We start from the raw sequence: 21,018 nt of genomic DNA, 5'->3' as shown, positions 1-21,018 counted from the left end.
CGTGGACGGCCGTACGCGCGTGTGTACCGGGAGCCGGCCGTGACCGGCGTGACCCGCGTGACCCGCGAGCTGCGGCGGCGCTCGCAACGCTGGCTGACCATCATGAAACTGCTGCGTCACGTGCCCGCGCGCACGCTGATGCCGACCCTGCTGCTCAACGTGCTGCTCGGACTGCTGCCCCTGGGCTTCGTCGTCGCCATGAGCGTCCTGCTCCAGCGGGTGCCCGCCGCGGTCGGCGGCCAGGGCGGCGCCGCCTGGACGTCCCTGCTGGCCGTACTGGCCGTGGCGGGCGCGGCCTTCGGCGCCCAGCAGGCCCTGGTCCCCTTCCAGGCCGCCGCCGGTGAGCTGGTCATGCGGCACGTCGACCGGAACTGCCGGGGCCTGCTGATGCACGCCGCGCTGACGGACGCGCCCGCGCGGGCGCTGGACGACCAGCGGCTGCTGGACCGTCTGGACGCCGCCCGGGAAGCCTTCGACCGTACCTCCGCCTCGCCCGGCGACGCCGCGGCCGGAGCCCTGGCCCTGGTCGCCCGGTACTGCCAACTGACCGGCGCCGTCGCCCTGGTGGGCTGCGCGCTCTCCCCCCTGGCCGCCGCCGTGATCGGTACGACGGCCCTGGTGATCCGCTTCGGCCAGCGCGGCTCACTGGGGGCGTTCGGTGACTTCTACGACAGCCTCGCCGGTGAGAAGCGAAAGGTGAACTACGTCAAACACCTCGCCTCCGGCCCGCACGCGGCCAAGGAGATCCGCCTCCTCGGGCTGATCGACTGGCTGCGCGACCGGCACCGCGCCGAGGACATGCGGTACCTGACCACCATGTGGCGCGGCCGGCGACGGCTGCTGGGACGGCCGTTCGCCGTGGTCTCCACGGTCGGGCTCATCGGCGCGGCCACCGTCATGAGCCTGCTGGCGATCGCCGGCACCCACGACGAGCTGAGCCTGCTCCAACTGGGCATCGCACTCCAGGCCGTACTGATCCTCATGCGCTTCGGGGTCTACTTCCCCGAGTGCGACGTACAGACCCAGTACGGCTCCCTCGCCTACCGGTCGCTGCTGGCCTTCCGCGACGGCGCCCGGACCCTGCCGGCCCTGGCGCCGGGCCGCTCCCTGCCCGCCGAGGACCTGCCGCGGCAGGCCATCCGCTTCCACGACGTGAGCTTCCGCTACCGGCCCCAGGACCGGGCGGTCCTGGACGGACTCGACCTGGAACTGCCCGCCGGCACCTCCACGGCCGTGGTCGGGCTCAACGGCGCCGGCAAGACCACCCTGGTCAAGCTGCTGACCCGGCTCTACGACCCGACCGGGGGCCGGATCACGGTCGACGGCCGCGACCTCACCGACATCGACGCGCCCGACTGGCACCGCCGGCTCGCCGTGATCTTCCAGGACTACGTCCGCTACGAACTCAGCGCCGCCGACAACATCGCCATGGGAGCCCCACAGGACCGGGCCACGGACCAGGCCCTGCGCGCCGCCGCCCGGCGCGCCGGCGCCGAGGACATCCTTCACTCGCTGCCCCAGGGCCCGGCGACCGTGCTCTCGCGCCAGTACCGGGGCGGACGGGACCTGTCCGGCGGGCAGTGGCAGCGCATCGGGCTGGCCCGCGCCCTGCACGCGGTGCACTGCGGAGCCTCGGTGATGGTCCTGGACGAGCCCACCGCCCAGCTCGACGTCCGGGCCGAGGTCGCGTTCTTCGACCGGTTCCTGGACATCACCCGTGGCCTGACCACCGTGATCATCTCGCACCGCTTCTCGACCGTCCGCCGCGCCGACCAGATCGTCGTCCTGGAACACGGCCGGGTCGCCGAGCGCGGCACCCACGACGAACTCGTCGCGGCGGGCGGCCGGTACGCCACCTTGTTCCGCCTCCAGGCCGAACGGTTCGCCGAGCGGGCGCAGCCGCCGGCACCCCGATCCACCACGGACGTCGCCTCATGAAGAACCTCGCGCACACCGCCCGCCGGCTGTTCGCCCTCGCCTGGAGCACCGACCGCAGCCGACTGCTCAAAGCAATCGCCCTGCTGGCCCTGGGCTACCTGGCCACCCCGGCCGTCGCACTCGCCCTGCGCGCCTTCACCGACCACCTCCTGTCCGGCGGCCTGGCGGTCACGCTGACCATCGGGATCGGCATCGCCGCCGCCCTGGTCATCGAGCTGTCCATGGGGCACTTCGCCCACCTCTACTACTTCGAAGTGGGCGAGCAGGCGGAGTCGCGGATCAACTCGGAGCTGATCGGCTACGCCAACGCGACCCCCGGCGTGGAACACCTGGACAGCTCCGAGTTCGCCGACACCGTCGCACTCGTACGCGAGGAGCTGCAGAAACTGCGCGCCCACATCGAGGCGCTGCTCCAGCTCGGCGCGCTCGCCGTACAGTTGCTGCTGACCACCGCGATCCTCGGATCGCTGGAGCCCTGGCTGCTGTTGCTGCCCGTCGCCGCCCTCCCACCGGTCCTCATGGGCCGCTACGCGCAGCGCTTCATCGACCGCTCGCGTACGGACTCGGCACAGGACAACCGGCGGGCCCGCCACCTGCTGCACGTGGCGACCACGCCGTCATCGGCCAAGGAAGCGCGGATATCCGGCGCCGAACCGGCCCTGCTGCGCCTGCACGACCAGAGCTGGGAGCGGGCCACCCGGCGGCTGTGGCGCGGCCAGATGACCGGTGCGGCACTGCGCGCCCTGGGCCAGATCGCCTTCGCCCTCGCCTGCTACGCCGCGATCTACCTGGTGATCCGGCAGGCGGTCCGCGGCACGGTGTCGCTCGGTGACGTCGTCCTGGCCATCACGCTGGCCGTGCAGGTCAACGTCCAGGTCGCCGCCGCACTGAGCATGCTGTCCGCCCTGCAGGCGGCGAGCTACACCGTCCAGCGCCTGGAGACCCTGCGCACCTGGCCGACCCGCCCGGCCCGGCCGCCCCGCGGGGAAGGCCGTACGGTGGCGGCCGTCCCGTCCCGGCTGCGGCGCGGCATCCGCCTGGAGAACGTCGGTTTCACCTATCCGGGCACCGACCGTCCCGTACTGCGCGATGTCACCCTGGACCTGCCGGCCGGCCGCACCGTCGCACTGGTCGGTGAGAACGGCGCCGGCAAGAGCACGCTCGTCAAGCTGCTGTGCGGACTGTACGAGCCCACCCACGGCCGGATCCTGGTCGACGGCGTCGACCTGCGCGAGGTCCCGCCACAGCGGTGGAAGGCCCGCGTCTGCGCACTCTTCCAGGACTTCGCACGGCTGGAGTTCACCCTCCGGGAGAACGTGGGGGCGGGCGCCCTGGACCGGATGCACGACGATCAAGCGCTGCTGGCGGCGGTGCGGGCGGGTGGCGCCGACGCCGTCGTCGAGCGGGTGCCGGGCGGGCTGGACGGCCCGCTGGGACGCGGCTACACCGACGGCGCGGAACTCTCCGGCGGACAGTGGCAGTCCCTCGGGCTCGCCCGCACCGCGCTGCGCCGCCGGCCGCTGCTGCTCGTGCTCGACGAACCGGCCGCGGCCCTGGACGCGGCGGCCGAGCACGCCGTCTTCCAGCGGTACGCCGGATCGGCCGGCGAAGTGGGTGACCAGGGAGGCGTCACGCTGTTCGTCTCACACCGCTTCTCCACCGTACGGATGGCCGACCGGATCGTGGTCCTGGACGGCGGCACCGTCCTGGAGAGCGGGGACCACGACGAGCTGGTCGCCCGCCAGGGGCTGTACGCGGACCTCTTCGCCCTCCAGGCGCGCAGCTACCGGTGAGCCGGCCGCGCGCACCGTGCGCCGGCACCGCACACAAGGCGCGGCAGGTCCGCTCCGGCCTGCCGCGCCCTCGTACTCGTACGCGAACGGGTCAGCCGCGGCCGGCCGCCACCGACGCCACACCCGCCCGTACACCGTCCAGGAGCAGGGGGTGAGCAGCGCGCCGACCGTCGGCAGCCAGCGGGCCGGCACGACCCGGCGCACCGCGCCCGGCCCCAGCGTCGCCAGTGCCGCACGGGCCACCGGACCGGTCAGATCCAGCGACTCGCCGTGGTGCTCGTCCAGTTCGGCGGCCACGACTCCGAGCAGGAACGAGACGATCCATACGTCGGTGAGCACGATCTCGCTGAGCCGGTCGAGCAGGAACTCGCTCTCCGGCCGCCTGGCCAGGGCCGCGCGCAACGCGCTCACGAGGTCGTCCTGGGTGATGCCCCGGCCGAGCAGCGCGGTACGGGCCGAGGTGCGCACCCAGCCGTCCACCGTGGAGTCGTCCGGCAGACATGCGTCGGCGTACTGCCCCCAGAAGTCGTAGTACGGGATGGTGTCCAGCCCGGTGAGCAGCGAGTGCGGGCCGCGCGGCACGGCATCGGCCGGCGGGAGGCAGGCCGCCGAGCGGTGGCCCATGACGTGGTTGCCGACCAGACTCCTCTCATTGTGGTGGTCGACCAGGTTGGCCACCGGGATCACCGTCTGGACGCCGCGGTCGGCCAGGTAGTTGAGCAGCGCGATGTCATCCGGCGCGCCCTGGTCCACCTTGGTCCGCGCGTACTCCTCGAAGCCGCGTGCCACCTCCGCCGGCAGTACCAGCGCCACGCAGGGGATGTAGTCGTCGACGACCGGGGCCAGCGTGTGCCCGTGCATCGCCGCGAGCCGGATCGTATGGGAGGTGCGCGAGCCCCACTCGGTGAACAGGCTCAGGGCCGCCTCGGGCCGCGCCGCCACCAGCGCGTCGAGCCGGCCGGGGAAGTCCTCGACCGGCAGCGCGTCGTCCTGGATCACCAGGTGGTGGGTGGCGCCGGGGGCCACCGCGGACCAGGCCAGACGTGCGCTGCGCAGTGCGGACGGCGGGCCGTCGGGCTCCGGGTCGAGCACGACCCGCATGTCGAGCTCCGGGAAGCGGCCGGCCAGTGCGTGGGCCGCCTCGGCCCGTCTGGGGTGGGACATCACAGCGGCGGAGAGCCGGAAGGAAGGTGAAGTCGGCGAGGTCGGCGAGGTTGTCGAGATCGGAGAGGGAAGGGAGGTCGCAGAGGCAATCGAGGTAGATGAGGTCACAGTCAGCTCCGGAGGCGGGTGATGAGGGAACGGCGTGCGGAATCCCGGGCAGGGGAGTACGGGGCCCGGTCGGGGCGGGCACCGACCCCGGTCAGCGGTCAGCGGTCAGCGGCGCCGGCCGGCACCAGGAGCCGGCACGCGACGCGCTCGGCCTCACGGTGGACGGCGTCCCGGTACCGCTCGCTCAGCCGTGCGACCGGCGCCAGGACGCGGCACTCGTCCACGCTGCGGTCCGCGAAGGGCAGGGCGAAGCCGGCCAGCGGCAGCACCTCGGCGCGGGCCCCGCCGCCGAGCAGCGCCCTGACCTCGGGGTCGGCGGCCTCGCCCGACGCGTCGAGAACCGCCCCGACGAACAGGACGGACCGCTCGCCGACGGTGGCCCGTACCACTCCCAGCGAGCGGCCCCCGGACGCCCGGGCCAGTTCGCGTTCGGCGTCCGGGCAGAGCCGGTCCGCCTCCAGCCAGCCGCCGAAGGCCAGGGCCAGTTCCAGGTCCAGACGCGGCCACTTGGCCAGGTAGTAGCGGTTGCTCAGGGTCGCCGACCGGTCCTGGGCCGCGAAGTCCCGCCGGTGCGGCAGGTGCAGCCCGTACACGTCCTGACCCAGCACCAGCGGCGTGCCGGTCCGGGAGATCCGCAGGCCCCATTCCTGGTCCTCGGGCCCCCACCCGGGGAAGTCCTCGTCCAGCAGCAGGCCGTGCGCGCGGACCGTCGCCGTCGGCAGGGCCATCAGTCCGGTGCGGGCGAAGGCCCACGGGAAGCGGGCCAGCGCCGGGGCGTACTCCGCCGACCAGCGGGGGTCCAGTCGCGCGCGGTCCGCCGTCTCCAGGTCCGCCAGGAGCTTGCGGTAGTGGTCGTACGGCTGGACCTGGACCGTCTCCACGTCGGAGCCGACGACCTCGTCGTACCCGAAGACCTGCCCGAGGACGCAGACGTTCTGCCCGTGCCGGAAGTGCCGTTCGTAGAGGTTCTCCAGCGCCACGGGGGCGAGCACGACATCCGCGTCGAGCACCATGACGATCTGGCCGGACGCGTGCCGGATGCCCAGGTTCCGGGCCCGGCTGGTGTTCCACTCCCCGGTGGTGAGCACCGAGACGATGCTCAGCCGGTCGGTGAACTCCCGGCACAGCGCGACGTATTCCGGGGCGTACTCCATCACGCCGACCACGACTTCGAACCGTGCGCGGTCCATCGTCTGGTCCACCAGCGAGGTGAAGACGGCCCGGATGTTGTCCAGACGCTGCTTGTACGGGATCACGATGCTCAGCTTCAGGTCGTCGCTCACTGCTGCTCCTTGAGGTCACTCTGATCACTTGGACCACTCAAGCCACTGGAATCACTCGGATCACTGACGTCACGTACGGGATCACTGACGTCTCGTACGGGATCGGAGACGGATCACTCGATGACGAAGCCGACCGACGCGGCACGCTCCAGGGCGGGTTCACGGGCCTGCGCCGCGGTGACCCGCTCCTCGATCGCACGGCGGGTGTCCTCGGGCAGACCGGCAGGCAGGACGTGGCCGACCTCCGTGAAGTACGGGGCCCGGGGCCCGGGCTCAGCGGTGCAGCAGCCGGCGCAGCCAGTCGGCCCGCGCGCGCTGCGCGCCGCGCGAGACCACGGCCTGCGGCACCCATTCGTCGAAGCTGTGGAAGGCGCCTGACCAGACGTGCAGTTCGGCCTCGCCGCCGGCCTGCCAGATACGGGTCGCGAAGGCGATGGCCTCGTCCCGCAGGGCCTCGACGGAACCGACGTCGATGAACGCGGGCGGCAGGCCCGCCAGGTCGGTGGCCCGGCCAGGGGCCGTGTAGCAGGACACCTCGCCGGTGCCCCGCCGGTCACCCAGCAGGGCGGTCCAGCCCGCCCGGTTGGAGAGCCCGTCCCACATCCCGACCCGCGCCATCTGGGCCATCGAGGGCGTCTCGCACCGGTCGTCGAGCATGGGGCACTGGAGCATCTGGCCCAGTAGCCGGGGGCCGCCCCGGTCCCGGGCGAGCAGCGAGACGCCGGCGGCCAGGCAGCCGCCCGCGCTGTTGCCGCTGATGACGATCCGTTCCCCGTCCAGGCCCAGCCCGGCGGCGTGCGCCGCCACCCAGCGCAGACCGGCGTAGCAGTCCTCCACCGGTGCCGGGTCGGGGTGTTCGGGGGCGAGCCGGTAGTCCACGGCCACCACGGCCAGTTGCAGCTCCTGCGCCCGGTCCAGCTCGCCCGACAGCTCCGCGGTGCGGGGGCCGCCCGCCACCATGCCGCCGCCGTGGGTGTTGTAGATGACCGGGTGCGGGCCGGGCGTGGCTGTCGGCCGGCAGATGAGCAGCGGGAGCCCGGGGGAGCCGGCGGCCCCCGGTACCACTCGCTCCTCCAGCTCGAAGGCCCCGCCGCGGCGGATCGCGTCGTCCGACAGGGAGCCGGCGGCCGTACGGGCCCGGCGGTCTGCCACGAGTTCCAACGTCAGCGGTCCCGGCAGGCCGGCGAGGATGGCGCGCAGCGGCTCCGCCAGCTCGCGGTCCAAGGGCGGCGGCGGGCCGGCCGGGACGGCCTCACCCCCCTCACTCCTCTCGCCGTCCCCGTCGCTTCGTCCGGCGCCGGTCACGTATGCGCCGGTCATGGGTCTCCCGGTGACGGGCGTATCGGTAGGGGACGTATCGGTGGTGGGCCTGCTGGTCATGACTCTCCTGTGCGTCGTCGCCCGGTGAGGGCTCCTGTGTGTCGTCGTCCGGTGAGGGCTACGGGATCGGCGTGGCGTCCAGGGCCGTGCGCAGCAGCGCGAAGGGCGGTTCCTGGATCAGGTAGAAGTGATCGCCCCGGACGATGTGCTCGCAGAAGCCGCCGTCGGTCAGCTCCGGCCAGGGCCGGCGGTCGGCGTCCTCGTCCCGGTCCCCGACGATCGTCGTCACCGGACACCGCAGGACCGGTCCGGGCCGATGGGCGTACGAGGTGAACATGCGGCTGTCACTGAGGATGTAGGGGAGGACCAGCTCCCGGAAGGCGGGGTCCGCCGCCATTTCGGCGTCGGTGCCCCCCAGGGCGACCAGCCGTTCGCACACGGCGTCGGCGTCGTCCTCCGTGTCCAGCTCCTCGGGGGCCGGCAGCGGCGCGTTGCGCGAACCGGAGGCGAACAGGTGGGCGGGGCGGATGCCGCGCTCCTCCAGGGCCCGGGCCGTTTCCAGGGCCACCACCGCGCCCATGCTGTGCCCGAACAGGGCGAGCGGCAGGTCCGCCAGAGGGGTGAGCGCCTCGGCGATCTCCCGCCCCAGCTCGCCCAGGTCGGTGGGGGAAGGCTCGGCGAGCCGCTCGCCGCGCCCCGGGTAGCGGACGCTGTGCACCTCGGTACCGGGCAGCCGCTCCCCCCAGTCACGGAAGAAGGGGGCCGATCCGCCGGCGTGCGGGAAGCAGATGAGCCGCTGCCGGCCGCCGGGCCGCGCGGTGAGGCGCTGGAACCAGACCGTGGGATCGGGGCGCGGCATGACATCGTGCGGCATGACGTCATGCGGTGTCATCTCGTGCGCAGCCGCTTCCCGCGGTGCCGCTTGGCCGGAGGGAGTTCGGTGTGATGTCACTGTGCGGGCTCCTGGGTCTCACGGCGGCGCCTGGCGCGTACCGCCTGGGCTTGCCGGGCGGCGGCCTGCCGCCGGTCGCGCGGCGCTCCCTGCGTACCGCCCTCGCCGCTGATCAGGGCGGCCTGGGCCAGCACGGTGGTGTGCCGGAAGAGCGAGACGACCGACGGCCGTGACCCGGTGTGGCGCTCCAGGGCGTCCTGGAGCTGGAACATGGTGAGCGAGTGGCCGCCGAGGTCGAAGAAGTTGACGTCCTGGGGGATGTCGCGGGTGGTCAGGACTTCCGCCCAGGCGGCGGCCACCCGCGCGGTGATGTTCCCCCGGTCGGTGGCGGGGGCGCCGTTCGCCGGGGCGGGGCCGCCGTCCGTACGGACGGCCGGGGCCGTCGCCGCAAGGTCCGCGCGACGGCGCAGCCCGGCGCGGTCCACCTTGCCGTTGACGGTGACCGGGAAACCGTCGAGCACATCGATCCGGCTGGGGACCATGGCCGCCGGCAGCCTCTCGCCGAGGCGCCGGCGCAGGGACTCGGTGTCGGTGCCGACCGGGGCGAGGACGAAGCCGGTCAGCCGGGCCCCGGAGCCGTCGGGCAGGACGACGGCGTCGCGGACGCCCTCCAGGGCCCGCAGCTCTTCCTCCACGGCGCCGAGTTCCACCCGGTGTCCGCGGATCTTGACCTGGTGATCGAGGCGGCCCAGGTAGTCCAGCGTGCCTTCGGCGTTCCAGCGCACGCGGTCGCCCGTACGGTACATGCGGGCGCCGTCCTCGTCCGCGTACGGATCGTCCAGGAAGGCTTGGGCCGTGGCTTCCGGGCGGCCGAAGTAGCCGCGTGCGACCCCGGAACCGCCGATGAACAGCTCGCCCTCCGTGCCGGGCGGCACCGGCCGGAGGTTCTCGTCCAGCACGTGGAGCCGGGTGCCGGGGACGGGTCCGCCGATGGACACCGGGCCCGGAGTGTCGTAGCGGCGGTAACTGGCCCATACGGTGGCCTCGGTGGGCCCGTACTCGTTGACCAGGGCGACCTGCCGGGGATGCAGCGCGAAATGGCGCTCCATCAGGGTCCGCGGCAGCGGTTCCCCGGCCACGGTCACGGACTCCAGGGTGCGCAGCCGTTCCATGCCGAGCCGCTCGGCGGCGTCGAGCAGCACGCCGTAGAGCGGGGGCACGCACAGCAGCCGCGTCACCCGGTGCCGCTCCACGAGCCCCACCAGCCGCTCCGGGTCGCGTACTTCCTCGGGCGAGGCCACGATCAGCCGGCCCCCGGCGGTGAGCGTCCCCCACAGGCCGGCCACGGAGGAGTCGAAGGCGAGCGGTGAGACCAGCAGGAACACCGGCACTCCCGGGTACACCAGACGCCGGGCGTGGGTCGAGGCGGTCAGTTGCCCGTGCTCGACCAGGACGCCCTTCGGCTCGCCGGTGCTGCCCGAGGTGTAGATGAGGTAGGCGGGGTCGGCGGCGCCGACGGGGGCCGGGGACGCGCCGTCCGCGGGCGCGGCGGCGGCCCGGTGGCCGGGGTCGTCGTCCTCTTCCGCGGTCTCCTCGGCCCGTACGAGAGGCACCGCGGCACCGCGCAGCCGGGGGCGGGCCGTCTCGTCGGCCAGGGCCACGGTGACTCGCGCGTCGGCGAGGACGTCGGCGATCCGCCGGTCCGGGTGCGCGAGGTCCACCGGTACGTATGCCGCCTGGGCCCGCAACGTGCCCAGCACCGCGGCGACCATGGTGGTCGAGGGCCTGACCAGGATGCCGACCCGGTCGCCGCGGCACACCCCCGCCGCGGTGAGCCGGGCCGCGATCCGCCCGGCCCACAGGTCCAGTTCCCGGTAGGTGATCGCGCTGCTCCCGGCGCGTACGGCGGTGCGGGCCGGTGTCGTACGGGCGAAGCGGGCCACCAGTTCGTGCACCGGCGCGGGCTCTGGACGGGGCAGCGGCGTGCCGCGCCCGTACGCCGGCAGCGCGTCAGGGCCGCCGTCACCGATGGCCGGCCGGCCGGGCGGCGTACCGGCGTCTGTCGACGATGACATCAGGGACATCAGGACTCCGTAGGTTGTTGGGCGGCCCGGGAGGGCCGGGCGTGGGGCCGGGCCGCCCCGGCGAGCCGCCGACCCGGCCGCACCGCGCGGGATCACCCGGTGCGCCGGCCCGGTCCGTGAGGCGCGTGGCAAGGGCAGGCAATGGCGCGCCGGCCTGCCGCGAAACGGTTTCCGGTGAGGGACGGCGACTCGGCGGCGGCAACGGACGCACCAGCACGGCCATTTCTCGCATGCATTGTTGCCTGAAGTTGCCAGAGCTGGCAATGTCGTTACCCATATTCCGGAGTACAAGAGGCAACCTTGACGGACGAGTGCACCGACCGGACGGCGGCGGACCCGCCGTGACCCCTCTGACCGGCAAGCTGATGCGCTCGGGCAGCACCTCGTTCGCCGTGCCCTGCCACGGGACGCCGTTCTCAGGCGCGTGGCCGTACGCCGCCTTCACCCGCCGCACGCCGGCTGCCGCCGGTGTCTGCCGAGCCCTCCCCTTGTATCCCGCCCTGCTCTCTGTGCGCCGTCCTCACCTTCCGGACGCCTGCGCGCGCGGCAGCCGGCGGATCGCGGGCGCGAGCAGCAGCACCGCGATGACCAGGACGTTGACCACCGCACCGCCCAGCAGGAGGGCGCGCGGGGACAGCCAATCGGCCGCCGGGCCCGCCAGCGTCCGGCCCGCGGCGAGGGTGAGCACGGACCCGGCGACGTCATAGGCGTGCAGCCGGTTGAGCACCCGCGGCGGCAGATGCGTCTGGACCGCGGTGGACCACATCACGACCCAGTACGCCACCGCCGCACCCCCGGCGAAGAACGCCGCGCCGAGCAGCGGCGGCGGCGCGCCCACCGCCAGCGCGAAGACATGGACGGACACACCGGACAGCGCCACGGCGCCGGAGGCCAGCGGGCGGCGGGGGCGTATCCGCATCGCCAGCAGCGCGCCGGCCGCGTTGCCCGCGCCGAACACCGCCATCATCACGCCCAGCGCCGTGGCGCCGTGCTCCTCGGTGATCAGTACGGTCTGCAGCGGGACCATCGGCCCCAGCACCAGGAGCGAATACCCCGTCCAGACCGCGATGACGCCCCACAGCCAGCCGCGGGACCGGAACTCCCGCCAGCCCTCGACGAGGTCGCCCAGCATCGACTGCGTGCGGCTGCCCAGGGCGGCGGGCCCCCGGCGCATCAGCGCCAGGCACAGCCCGCTCACCCCGAAGGTGGCCGCGTTGACCCCGTACAGGCCGGCCGGACCGATCACGCCGACGAGTGCTCCGGCGGCGGCCGGCCCCGCCATGGTCATCAGCGACTCCGAGACCCTTATGACGGCATTGGCACGCTGCACATCGGCGACGATCGCCGGGATCGTGCTGGCTATACCGGGCTGGAACAGCGCGGCACCGACGCCGCTGAGCGCGCTCAGCGCGTACACCAGCCACAGTGCCGGGTCGCCGGCGGCGAACGCCACCGCGAGCACCGCGATGGCGGCAAGCCTCATCAGATCGGCGAAGACCATCATCCGGCGGGGCGAGAAGCGGTCGGCCAGCACCCCGCCGAAGAGCACGAAGCCGCCGAAGCAGGCGGTCCAGGCGCCCAGCGCGAACGATACGGAGGTGGCCCCGCGCCCCGCCAGCACCAGCCCGGCCGACAGGGCGACAGGCACCATGCCGTCACCGAACTTGGCCACGCTCCGGGCGATGAAGAAGAGTGCGAACTCGCGCTCCCACAACGGGGCCCCGGGATCCGGCACGGCGGTGTCGGCGGGCCGCGTACCACCGCGGCTGGTCCCGCTCGTCACCGCATGCCCGCCGCTCGCGGCCCGGCCGGTCTCATGGGCGCCCGCGCCCGCCGAGCAGGGCGAGCAGTTCGGGCCCCACCAGGGTGACATCGCCGCTGCCCATCGTCAGTACGAGGTCGTCGGGCAAGGCCAGTTCCGCGAGCGCGGGCGCCACTTCGGATGTGGCGGGCACGTAGCGCACCCGTCCGGCGGGCAGCGGTACCGCATCGGCCACCAGCGCACCGCTCACCCCGGGGACCGGCTTCTCCCGGGCCCTGGAGACGTCCAGGACCAGCACCTCGTCGGCGGCTCCCAGCGCGGCGCCGAACTCGGCGGCGAACCGCTGCGTGCTGCTGAACAAGGAGGGCTGGAACGCCACGATCAGCCGTCCCGGGCCGGCCACGACGCGCGCGGCCCGGAGCTGTTCGCGCACCTTGGTGGGGAAGTTGGCGTAGTCGTCGTAGACCCGTACACCGCCGGCCTCCCCCTTGTACTCGAAGCGCCGGTGCACTCCGCGGTAGGACGCCAGGCCCTCGACGGCACGGTCGGCGGGCAGCCCCAGTTCGAGGGCGGTCAGCAGCGCGGCGGCGGAGTTCAGCGCCATGTGCCGGCCCGGTACGCCGATCCGTACCGGCGGCAGCGGCACACCGTCCAGGAACGCCTTGTACGTGGTGCCGTCGGGAGTGACGGCGACATCGGACAGCCGCAGGTCGGCGGTGGGGGACTCGCCGAAGGTCCGCACCCGCACCTTGTCGCGGGCGTAGCGGACCAGCCGGTTCGCACCGGCATCGTCGGCGCCGGCCACCAGGAATCCCGTGGCCGCGATCCGGTCGGCGAAGCGCTCGAACGCCCGGGCGTAGTTCTCGGCGGAGCCGTGCAGGTCGAGATGGTCCTCGGCGCCGATGTTGGTGACCACCGCGGCGTCCGGGGAGAGCCGCAGGAACGAGCTGTCGCTCTCGTCCGCCTCGACGATGAACAGCTCCCCGCCGCCCTGGCGGGCGTTGGACGGTTCCGACTCGTTGAGGTTGCCGCCGATCACGTACGAGGGATCCGTACCGCAGCCGCGCGCGAGGACGGTCAGCATCGAGGTGGTCGAGGTCTTGCCGACCGTGCCGGCCACCGCGACACCGCGCCGGCCCGCCATGACGGACGCCAGCGCCGTGGCGCGGTGAACCACCGCCAGCCCGCGCCGCCGGGCCTCGCGCAGCTCGGGATTGTGCTCCGGAATGGCGTTGGAAACCACGACCGTACGCGCCTGGCCGAGGTTCGCCGCGGCATGGCCGATGTGCACCCGGGCGCCGAGCGCGCGTAACGCGGTGATGTTGGCGTTCTCCTTGGCGTCGCTCCCGGAGACTGTGGCACCACGGGCGAGCAGGATGCGCGCGATGCCGCTCATGCCGATCCCGCCGGCACCGATGAAGTGCACCCGGTCGAGCGGGGCGTCACCGGCTGTGGTCGGTACGGACTCCTTCATGATCCGCTCCCTGCGTCTGTCGTTGGCCGTCCGGCCCAAAGGCGCGGACCGTCCCGGGCAGTACCGTGTGTGCCGGCTGACGTACCGGTGCCGACGTACCGGAACCGCGCGTGTGTGGCCGGTGAACCGGCACGTCCCTTGCGCCGAGCCCCGCATGAGCGGGCCGTCGGTCGCCGGTGAATGCATCTTGCCTCTGTTTGCCGAACGTGGCAACGGTGTTGTTCCGGTTCTGCCGATCCTGGCAAACGACCGGTTCCGGCAAACGGCCGGTCCGGGGCGATCGGCTCGGACCGTTCCGGGCGTCCCGGGCCGTTACGGGCGGCACGCGGAGTCAAACGGAAGGAGAGTCGCCCACGGGAGGAGTGCCATCCGCGCGAGCAGAATCCTCCAGGGAGGCGGAACCTTCCACCGCAGACGGGGCGAAGGCCCGGGCGATGTAGGCGGCGGCCAGGCCGACGGCGCACACCGCCACACCCGGCAGGACGAGCGCCCACCCGATGCCCACCAGCTCCGTCAGCCAGCCGATCAAGGGCGGGCCGAGCAGCAGACCGACGTGGCCGAGGGTGGCCACATGTGCGATGGCCGTGCTGGTCGTCTCCTCCCGTCCGCCGTCCCCCGCGCCGTGACCGGCGGCACTGTTGATGACCGGGTCGAGAATGGACAGCCCCCACCCGAAGACCGCGAAGCCCCCGATCGTGGACGCCTGCGACGAAGCGGTGAGGGAGACGGCGAGGCCGAGTACGGCAGTGAGGGCGAACAGGCGGACCACGGTGGCGGGCCGGAACCGTGCCCGCAGCCGGTCACCGGCCATCCGGCCGAGGGTGAGCGTCGTACAGAAGGCGAGGTACCCCAGTGTCGCGGCGAACGGGGACGCGCCCCGCTCCTCCCGCAGGAACAGCGCGCCCCAGTCCTGTAGCGCTCCTTGGGCGACCAGGCAGCACAGTCCCAGTCCGCCCAGCGCCAGGACGCGCCCGCTCCACCCGCCCCGACGGGCGGAGACGGGCCCGGAGGCCGGCATGGAAGCGGCGGCCGGGGCGCCGGGCGCCGCCAGGCCGCGCAGAACCGGGTACGAGGCGAGCGTGGTCAGCGCGCCGACCGCCAGGAAGTGTGCGCCCGTTCCCCAGCCGGCCCAGGTGGCACCCCCGCCGAGCAGCGCGCCGACCAGCGCCCCCACGCTCCAGGACGCATGACAGGAATTCAGGCACGGGCGCCCGGTCAGCTTCTCCACGGTGACGCCCTGCACATTGATTCCCACGGTGACCAGGCCGTCGGCGAGCCCGAAGAGGAGCAGTGTCGCCCCGAGTTGGACCGCGCCCTTGGCCGATGAGACGCCCCACAGCCCGGCGGCCATCAGGGGGACGCCCCAGCGGATGACGGTCCGGCTGCCCAGCCGTGCGATGAGCGGCCCCGCGACCTGCATCGAGAGCAGGGTGCCCACGACGCACACGGTGAGTACGGTGCCGAAGAGGCCCGCCGGTATGCCGGTGTTCTCTTTTACGGCCGGAATCCTGGCCATCCACGAAGAAAGTAACAATCCGCTGCAGAAGAACGACGCGACGGCGGCACGGAAGTACCGGCGCCGATCGGCCGGTGGGACCGACGGCGCCGTAAAACCTGTACAACCGGCAGAACCGGCCGTATCGGCCGGAACCGTCGGACCCGTCGAAGCTGTTGGAGAAAAGGCCATGCGAACCCCGGCTTTCGGCGGTCGGATACGGAATGTGCGCAACGGTCCGGCGGGCATCCGGCGCCCGGAAGGCGTTGCCCGGTGGCGCCCGGAGGACTAGCGTCGGGCACGTGAACGAGACGATGCCCACGGGTTTACGCGGTGTTGACAACGGGGATTTGAACGGCGCATCAAAAGCATGCGACTTCTGCAAGATAGTCGCCGGGCGCCTTGCCGCGGCGGTTCTCTACGAAGACGACTCGACGGTCGCTTTTCTCGACATCACAGCGGTGATGGGAGGACACACTCTAGTCATACCGAAACGGCACGCGGCCGACCTCTGGGAGATCCCGCAGGAGGACGCCGCCGCGGTGATGCGCACCGTACACCGGATGGCGGCGCGCATCCGTGACGTGCTCGCGCCGGACGGCCTGACGCTCTTCCAGGCGAACCGGGAAGCCGGCTGGCAGGACCAGTTCCACCTGCACGTTCATCTCGTTCCCCGACGCGACGGGGACCACTTGACGCGTCCGTGGACGGCATCCCCCGTGGACCTGGAATCGCTCCGGGAGATGCGCGAGCGGCTCGCGGTGACGGGCCCGGCGCACACGCCCACGGGCCCGTACGGAACATGGCGCTCCACTTGAAACCCCTTGACGCCGGAGGATGTCGTCCGGAATCGTTTGCGTCGCCCGGCGGAGATCACCCGGCGGCCCCACAGAGCTTCGCTGTTGTCCATACGGTTCGTACGGAAGAAAAATGGTGAGGGTGCGCGGCCCACGGCGCCGCGTCGGCAGACACTTCTGCTGAACCCTCCGGTTTCCCGACTGTTTTTTCATGGCCGGTGCCCGGCCGGACGAGCGGCCCGGCAATTCCGATGAGTTCGCCGGTATCCGTCGGTATCTCTTTCCACCGCCGGTACGGAATCACCCACCCGACCCGCCTGACGGCCCCGGCGTACGTGCGCGCGTACCGTCCGGGAAACGGCCGGGCCGCACGACCCGCATACCGACCGCGTTTTCACGGCTCCACCGTTTCACCACCCCCATTGCCATGCCACGCACCGTGCCGCAGGACGAACCGATAGCGCGCCGCACACGAGGGGAAGACGCTCATGCTGTACTCGGGAATAGGCTGGACGGCTGCCGGCTACGAAGTGGCCGTGGTCGACGAGGGTGGCGGCCTGATATCCGCGCCGGTCACCTTCGGGCCGGGCCAGGTGGGCGCCATGACCGCATACCTGACCGGTCTGACCCGTTCCCCCGACGCGCCGCTGGTCACCGTCGTCGACAGCACCAACGGCATGCTCGACGGCGGCATGATGGTGGCCGGCCTGGACATGTACCGCGCCGACCCCTGGGTGCTGCCGCCGCCACCCGGGTTCGGCTCCGTACCGGCGGTGGAACTGGCGCACAGCGCCCGGCGTGACACCGCACGCCTGGCCCGTCTGGAGGTGCGGACCGGCACCCTGACCGGACGCCTGGAGGAACTGGACGCCGGGATCCGCAGCAGTGAGCGGGCGGTCCAGGAGCTGAGCCGGGCGGGGCGCTGTATCGGCCGGGTCGACACGGCCGAGCGCGTGATCGCGCTGACCTTCGACGACGGGCCGAATCCGCCGTACACGGGCCAGGTCCTGGACACCCTGGACCGGTACGGGATCCCCGCGACGTTCTTCTGCGTCGGCCTGCACGTCGGGGCCCACCGGGAGGACCTCGCGCGGATGGCCGAAGCGGGCCATCAACTGGGCAACCACACCTGGTCCCACGCCTATCTCCCGGATCTGTCCCGGGGCAGGCTGGAGGAACAGCTCGAACGCACCGACGAGATCATCGCGGCGACGACCGGTCTGCCGGCTCCCGGCCTCTTCAGACCGCCGTACGGATCGCGGACCCCCGAAGTGATGGACTGGCTGAGCCGGCGGCAGTCCACCGTCGTCCTGTGGGACGTCGAGCCGTTCGACTGGGCGCTTCCCGGTGCGGACACCATCGCGCGCATCACCTTGGAACAGGCCCGGCCCGGCTCCGTGATCCTGCTGCACGACGGTGGCGGGGACCGTTCCCAGACCGTCGCCGCACTGCCCGCGATCATCGAAGGGCTGCTGGAGCGGGAATTCCGGTTCGTCCGGATCGACGCACTGACCGCGGCCCGCCACCGGTTGCCGCATTCCGCATAAGAGCCGTCGCGACAAGCGCGTCGTGCCGTGCAGGGGCCGCCATGACGCGCCGGAACCGTACGGGCGAGAACTCCGGCAGATCCCAGCAGACATCAAGGACTCGGGAGGAAGACACATGACCGTCTCACCGGTGAAGGCCGCCGATGAACGTCCCACGGAAGAGACCGGGCCGGCGGAGCCGAGCGTGGGCCCCGGCGTGCTCAAGCGCCTGGCGGCCTCCTGGCCCCGGCGCGCCACGATCCGTACGGACATGAACCGCGTCTCCTCTCCCGAGGCGTACGATCCGGAACTGCTGGACTATCCGGTGCACTTACTGCCGTTCGCCGAACACCCCGCTTTCCTTGCCGCGAGCGAGGAGAAGCGCCGCCAGGTGAACACCCTGGCGTGGATCGCGTACAACGAACGGGTGATCGCGGCCGAGGAATACGTCGCGAACCCCACCTTCGAGAAACTCGCGCACGGCGTGTTCCCCGGCGTCGACCGGTACGAGGTCAAGGAAGCGGTCCAGCAGTCCCACGTGGACGAGGTGTGGCACACCTACATGCACATGATCGCGATGCAGCGCACCCGCGAGGCACGCGCCATCGGGAGCGAGCCGGACTATGTACAGCCGGTGACCAACCGGGCCCTTTACGAACTGGCGGGGCAGGCGAGCGAACAGTGGGAAAAGGACCTGCTGTACCTGCTGTGGACCGCCGTCGGAGAAATCAGCATCAACGCGTTCCTCGACCTGCTGGGCGACGACCGGACCATCCAGCCCCTGCACACTCTCATCGCCAGGCTGCACGCGCGCGACGAGGCGGCCCACGGGCCGATCCTGGCGGAACTGATGAAAGAGATCTATCCCCGTCTGAACAAGCGGCAGCAGGAGTTCTTCATACAGCACCTGCCCACGGCGGTGACCACTTTCGGAGCCGAGGACTATGAACTCTGGCCGCAGATCCTGCGTTTCGCCGGCATCCCCCGGGTGACGGAGATCATCGAGGACACCCGGAGACAACCGGGCGGTGACCTGATGCTGACCGACTTCCGCACCGTGCACCGTCTGGTGCAGGAACTGGAGATCGAGGACCGGGTGGACTTCGACTTCCGGGTGCTGCGGGCGGGTGGGTCCCGGTGATCCTGACCGGACCGGAGATCAGCCGGTCGGTCGAGGACGGGCGGATCGTCATTTCCGACTTCGACACCCGGCAGGTCAACCCCAACAGCTACAACGTACGGCTGGGGGACACGCTCCTGGTCTACTCCGGCGACGTCATCGACGCGTACGAGCCCAATCCGACCGAGAAGATCGTCATCGGTGAGGAGGGATATGTGCTCCAGCCGAACGAGCTCTATCTCGGACATACCGAGGAGAGCGTCGGCTCGGACACCTACGTGCCCCTGCTCTTCGGACGGTCGTCGGTCGGACGGCTCGGCCTCTTCGTCGAAATCACCGCCCCCATCGGCGACATAGGCTTTCACGGCCAGTGGACGCTGATGCTCTCACCGGTGCGGCCCCTGCGCGTTTATCCCGGCATGAAGATCGGCCAGATCATGTTCTTCGTCTCGTGCGGCGAAGTCGACCTGTACCGCGGCAAATACCAGGCGGCGGTGGGCCCGCAGCAGTCCCGTTACTGGCAGGACCGGATGGCGGCCGTATGATTCTCACCGGGGAGAAGATCGCCTCGGCGGTGGCCGACGGCGACATCGTCATCGAGCCCTTCGAATCCGGCAGGATCTCGCCCAACGCCTACGACTGGCGGCTCGGCGACCGCATCCGGGTGTGCGACACCGATCTCGACGCGGCGGCGCCGACGCCTTTCACGGAAAAGGTGATCCCGGCCGAAGGGATGGTTCTGCGGCCCGGTGTGCTGTATTTGGGTGTGACGCACGAGCGTACACATTCCGAGCGGTACGCGCAGATGATCAACGGTGACCACACCGTGGGCGGACTCGGAATATGGGTGCATGTCTCCGCCCCTCTGGGGCATGTAGGGCACGCCATTCGCTGGACCTTGGAGATCCGGGTGGCGCGAACCGTCCGGATCTACCCGTACATGACGTTCGGAAAGATCGTATTCCTCGACGTCTTCGGATCGCAGTCCAGCTACCAGCACCTGGGCCAGAAATACACAAGCACCGGCGGTATCGACATCTCACGTCTTTACGAGGAGCTGGTGTGAACACCCTGACCGGAGTCGACCTGCCGGTGGGCAGCCCGGGCGGCAGCGTCGAACTCCTCCACGACCTCTACCTCGGGCCGGCTCCGCACCTTCCCGGCGGCGTCTTCATGCTGGCACCACCGGACGGCCCGGATGCCGGCCCGCACAGCCCTGCCACCCCCGGCGCTCCCGCCACCCCCTACGGCCCCGCCCTGCTCTCCGTACCGGGAAAACAGCTCGACGGCCCCGGCTTCTGGTCCTATGTCACCGACCTGGCCGCCGCGATCCGACGGCGGTTCCGCGCGGCGGACCACGCAGTCCTCCACCTCCAGCACCTCGCCTTCGGTGCCACCCCGGCCCTGCTGCGCGCCTTCCCCGACCACCCGCGGCTGGCCCTGGTCCACGGCACCGACCTGCTGTTCGCCGCCGACCACCCCACCCAGGCCGACGTGCTGCACCAAGCCGTCCGAGCGGCGCAGGCCATCGTCGTCCCCACCAGCGCCATGGCCGACCTGCTGACCCGGCTGGCCCCCGCCGACCCGCGCCGGGTGATCCGCCTGCCCTGGGGCGTCCCCGACGAGCTGCTGACCGCCCCGCTCAAGGAACGCCGCCCCGACGACGGGGAGTTCCGCGTCCTGTACGCGGGCCGGCTCACCGCGGAGAAGGGCGCGGACGAACTGATCCGGTCCCTGGCCGGCGCGGAGGGCGTACGGCTCACGGTGGCGGCACCGCCCGCCGAATTCGCCGCGCTGACCCGGCGGATGCCCGGCGCGGACCCGCGCTACCTGGGCTGGCTGAGCCGTCCGGAACTCTGGGAGGAGTTCGGCAACCACGATCTCCTCGTCGTCCCCTCCAACCGGGTCGAGGCCTTCGGACTGGTCGCCGTGGAAGCACAGGCCCGCGGCCTGCCCGTGCTCTACCAGCCGGTGTCGGGCCTGGTCGAGGTCCTGGGCGGATCCGCGGCACGGATCGGTGCGGACGGCCTCCCGGACACCCTCGTGGACAGTGTGCTGACGCTGCGCAAGGATCCCGCGGCGCTGGAGGACCTGCGTACGGCCGGCCTCGCCAACGCCAGGCGCCACCCGCTCTCCGCGACCGCGCGCCACCTGCGCGAACTCTCGGAGGCGATCCAGGACGGCCCCCACGCCACGGCACGGTGACAACACCAGGCGCCGCCGCGCCCACACCTCCCGGCTCCGTTCCCACACCTCCCGGCC

General features: G+C 72.0%; 15 protein-coding genes. 8 read left to right on the top strand and 7 right to left on the bottom strand.

The window, feature by feature from the left end; translation table 11 throughout:
* Positions 1 to 39: 39 nt before the first annotated feature.
* Both KGS77_RS05620 and KGS77_RS05615 read left to right on the top strand, forming a co-directional pair.
* Entirely contained in the window at positions 40 to 1,938 is a 1,899-nt protein-coding gene (locus KGS77_RS05620) for an ABC transporter ATP-binding protein (protein ID WP_242579100.1), read from the top strand.
* Entirely contained in the window at positions 1,935 to 3,731 is a 1,797-nt protein-coding gene (locus tag KGS77_RS05615; protein WP_242579092.1) for an ABC transporter ATP-binding protein, read from the top strand. Before KGS77_RS05620 ends, KGS77_RS05615 begins: the two co-directional genes overlap by 4 nt.
* A 1,370-nt stretch (positions 3,732 to 5,101) precedes the next feature.
* On the opposite strand, the gene KGS77_RS05610 is transcribed toward KGS77_RS05615, so the two are convergent.
* The 7 genes from KGS77_RS05610 to KGS77_RS05580 all read right to left on the bottom strand — a co-directional run bounded on the left by KGS77_RS05610 (position 5,102) and on the right by KGS77_RS05580 (position 15,505).
* The gene (locus KGS77_RS05610; protein WP_242579090.1) at positions 5,102 to 6,286 is read right to left on the bottom strand and encodes a glycosyltransferase family 2 protein; all 1,185 of its coding nucleotides are present in this window, start codon (positions 6,284 to 6,286) and stop codon (positions 5,102 to 5,104) included.
* A 273-nt stretch (positions 6,287 to 6,559) separates the two neighbouring features.
* The gene (locus tag KGS77_RS05605) at positions 6,560 to 7,606 is read right to left on the bottom strand and encodes an alpha/beta hydrolase (RefSeq protein ID WP_242579088.1); all 1,047 of its coding nucleotides are present in this window, start codon (positions 7,604 to 7,606) and stop codon (positions 6,560 to 6,562) included.
* A gap of 118 nt (positions 7,607 to 7,724) precedes the next feature.
* Positions 7,725 to 8,480: an alpha/beta fold hydrolase gene (locus tag KGS77_RS05600; RefSeq protein ID WP_242579086.1), complete on the bottom strand. Its 756-nt coding sequence runs from the start codon at positions 8,478 to 8,480 to the stop codon at positions 7,725 to 7,727.
* Between the two features lie 74 nt (positions 8,481 to 8,554).
* The gene (locus KGS77_RS05595; RefSeq protein WP_242579084.1) at positions 8,555 to 10,573 is read right to left on the bottom strand and encodes a non-ribosomal peptide synthetase; all 2,019 of its coding nucleotides are present in this window, start codon (positions 10,571 to 10,573) and stop codon (positions 8,555 to 8,557) included.
* A 529-nt stretch (positions 10,574 to 11,102) separates the two neighbouring features.
* On the bottom strand, positions 11,103 to 12,317 hold the full coding sequence (locus tag KGS77_RS05590; protein ID WP_242579082.1) for an MFS transporter: 1,215 nt from the start codon (positions 12,315 to 12,317) through the stop codon (positions 11,103 to 11,105).
* Between the two features lie 79 nt (positions 12,318 to 12,396).
* Positions 12,397 to 13,818, bottom strand: coding sequence for a UDP-N-acetylmuramate--L-alanine ligase (gene murC, locus KGS77_RS05585; protein ID WP_242579080.1), 1,422 nt, complete (start codon positions 13,816 to 13,818; stop codon positions 12,397 to 12,399).
* Between the two features lie 331 nt (positions 13,819 to 14,149).
* Positions 14,150 to 15,505, bottom strand: a complete 1,356-nt coding sequence (locus KGS77_RS05580) for an MFS transporter (RefSeq protein WP_277994187.1) — start codon at positions 15,503 to 15,505, stop codon at positions 14,150 to 14,152.
* A gap of 110 nt (positions 15,506 to 15,615) precedes the next feature.
* Here KGS77_RS05580 and KGS77_RS05575 point away from each other — a divergent pair, with 110 nt between their 5' ends.
* From KGS77_RS05575 to KGS77_RS05550, 6 genes are all read left to right on the top strand, one after another.
* Positions 15,616 to 16,131 (top strand): HIT domain-containing protein, encoded by a 516-nt coding sequence (locus tag KGS77_RS05575; RefSeq protein WP_242579076.1) that lies wholly within the window; start codon positions 15,616 to 15,618, stop codon positions 16,129 to 16,131.
* A 467-nt stretch (positions 16,132 to 16,598) separates the two neighbouring features.
* Complete coding sequence (locus tag KGS77_RS05570) at positions 16,599 to 17,657, top strand: polysaccharide deacetylase family protein (protein ID WP_242579067.1); 1,059 nt, start codon at positions 16,599 to 16,601, stop codon at positions 17,655 to 17,657.
* 115 nt (positions 17,658 to 17,772) lie between these two features.
* Complete coding sequence (locus tag KGS77_RS05565; protein ID WP_242579065.1) at positions 17,773 to 18,777, top strand: diiron oxygenase; 1,005 nt, start codon at positions 17,773 to 17,775, stop codon at positions 18,775 to 18,777.
* Positions 18,774 to 19,301 carry a dCTP deaminase gene (dcd, locus tag KGS77_RS05560; protein WP_242579064.1) on the top strand — a complete coding sequence of 176 codons (528 nt, stop codon included), beginning with the start codon at positions 18,774 to 18,776 and terminating at the stop codon, positions 19,299 to 19,301. The genes KGS77_RS05565 and dcd overlap by 4 nt, the downstream gene beginning before the upstream one ends.
* The gene (locus KGS77_RS05555; protein ID WP_242579062.1) at positions 19,298 to 19,822 is read left to right on the top strand and encodes a deoxycytidine triphosphate deaminase; all 525 of its coding nucleotides are present in this window, start codon (positions 19,298 to 19,300) and stop codon (positions 19,820 to 19,822) included. The genes dcd and KGS77_RS05555 overlap by 4 nt, the downstream gene beginning before the upstream one ends.
* Positions 19,819 to 20,961, top strand: a complete 1,143-nt coding sequence (locus KGS77_RS05550; protein WP_242579060.1) for a glycosyltransferase family 4 protein — start codon at positions 19,819 to 19,821, stop codon at positions 20,959 to 20,961. The genes KGS77_RS05555 and KGS77_RS05550 overlap by 4 nt, the downstream gene beginning before the upstream one ends.
* The last annotated feature ends 57 nt before the right edge of the window (positions 20,962 to 21,018 follow it).

The organism is Streptomyces sp. MST-110588, assembly GCF_022695595.1.
In the GTDB taxonomy this organism is placed as follows: domain Bacteria; phylum Actinomycetota; class Actinomycetes; order Streptomycetales; family Streptomycetaceae; genus Streptomyces.
The sequence above is the reverse complement of the archived record's forward strand: the minus strand, read 5'-3'. Positions and strand labels throughout refer to the sequence as shown.

Coding starts and splice junctions, on each gene's coding strand:
- KGS77_RS05615 (WP_242579092.1), top strand. CDS start 1,935: ATGAAGAACCTCGCGCACACCGCCCGCCGGCTGTTCGCCCTCGCCTGG.
- KGS77_RS05605 (WP_242579088.1), bottom strand. CDS start 7,606: ATGACCGGCGCATACGTGACCGGCGCCGGACGAAGCGACGGGGACGGC.
- KGS77_RS05600 (WP_242579086.1), bottom strand. CDS start 8,480: ATGCCGCACGATGTCATGCCGCGCCCCGATCCCACGGTCTGGTTCCAG.
- KGS77_RS05595 (WP_242579084.1), bottom strand. CDS start 10,573: ATGTCATCGTCGACAGACGCCGGTACGCCGCCCGGCCGGCCGGCCATC.
- murC (WP_242579080.1), bottom strand. CDS start 13,818: ATGAAGGAGTCCGTACCGACCACAGCCGGTGACGCCCCGCTCGACCGG.
- KGS77_RS05580 (WP_277994187.1), bottom strand. CDS start 15,505: ATGGCCTTTTCTCCAACAGCTTCGACGGGTCCGACGGTTCCGGCCGAT.
- KGS77_RS05570 (WP_242579067.1), top strand. CDS start 16,599: ATGCTGTACTCGGGAATAGGCTGGACGGCTGCCGGCTACGAAGTGGCC.
- KGS77_RS05565 (WP_242579065.1), top strand. CDS start 17,773: ATGACCGTCTCACCGGTGAAGGCCGCCGATGAACGTCCCACGGAAGAG.
- KGS77_RS05555 (WP_242579062.1), top strand. CDS start 19,298: ATGATTCTCACCGGGGAGAAGATCGCCTCGGCGGTGGCCGACGGCGAC.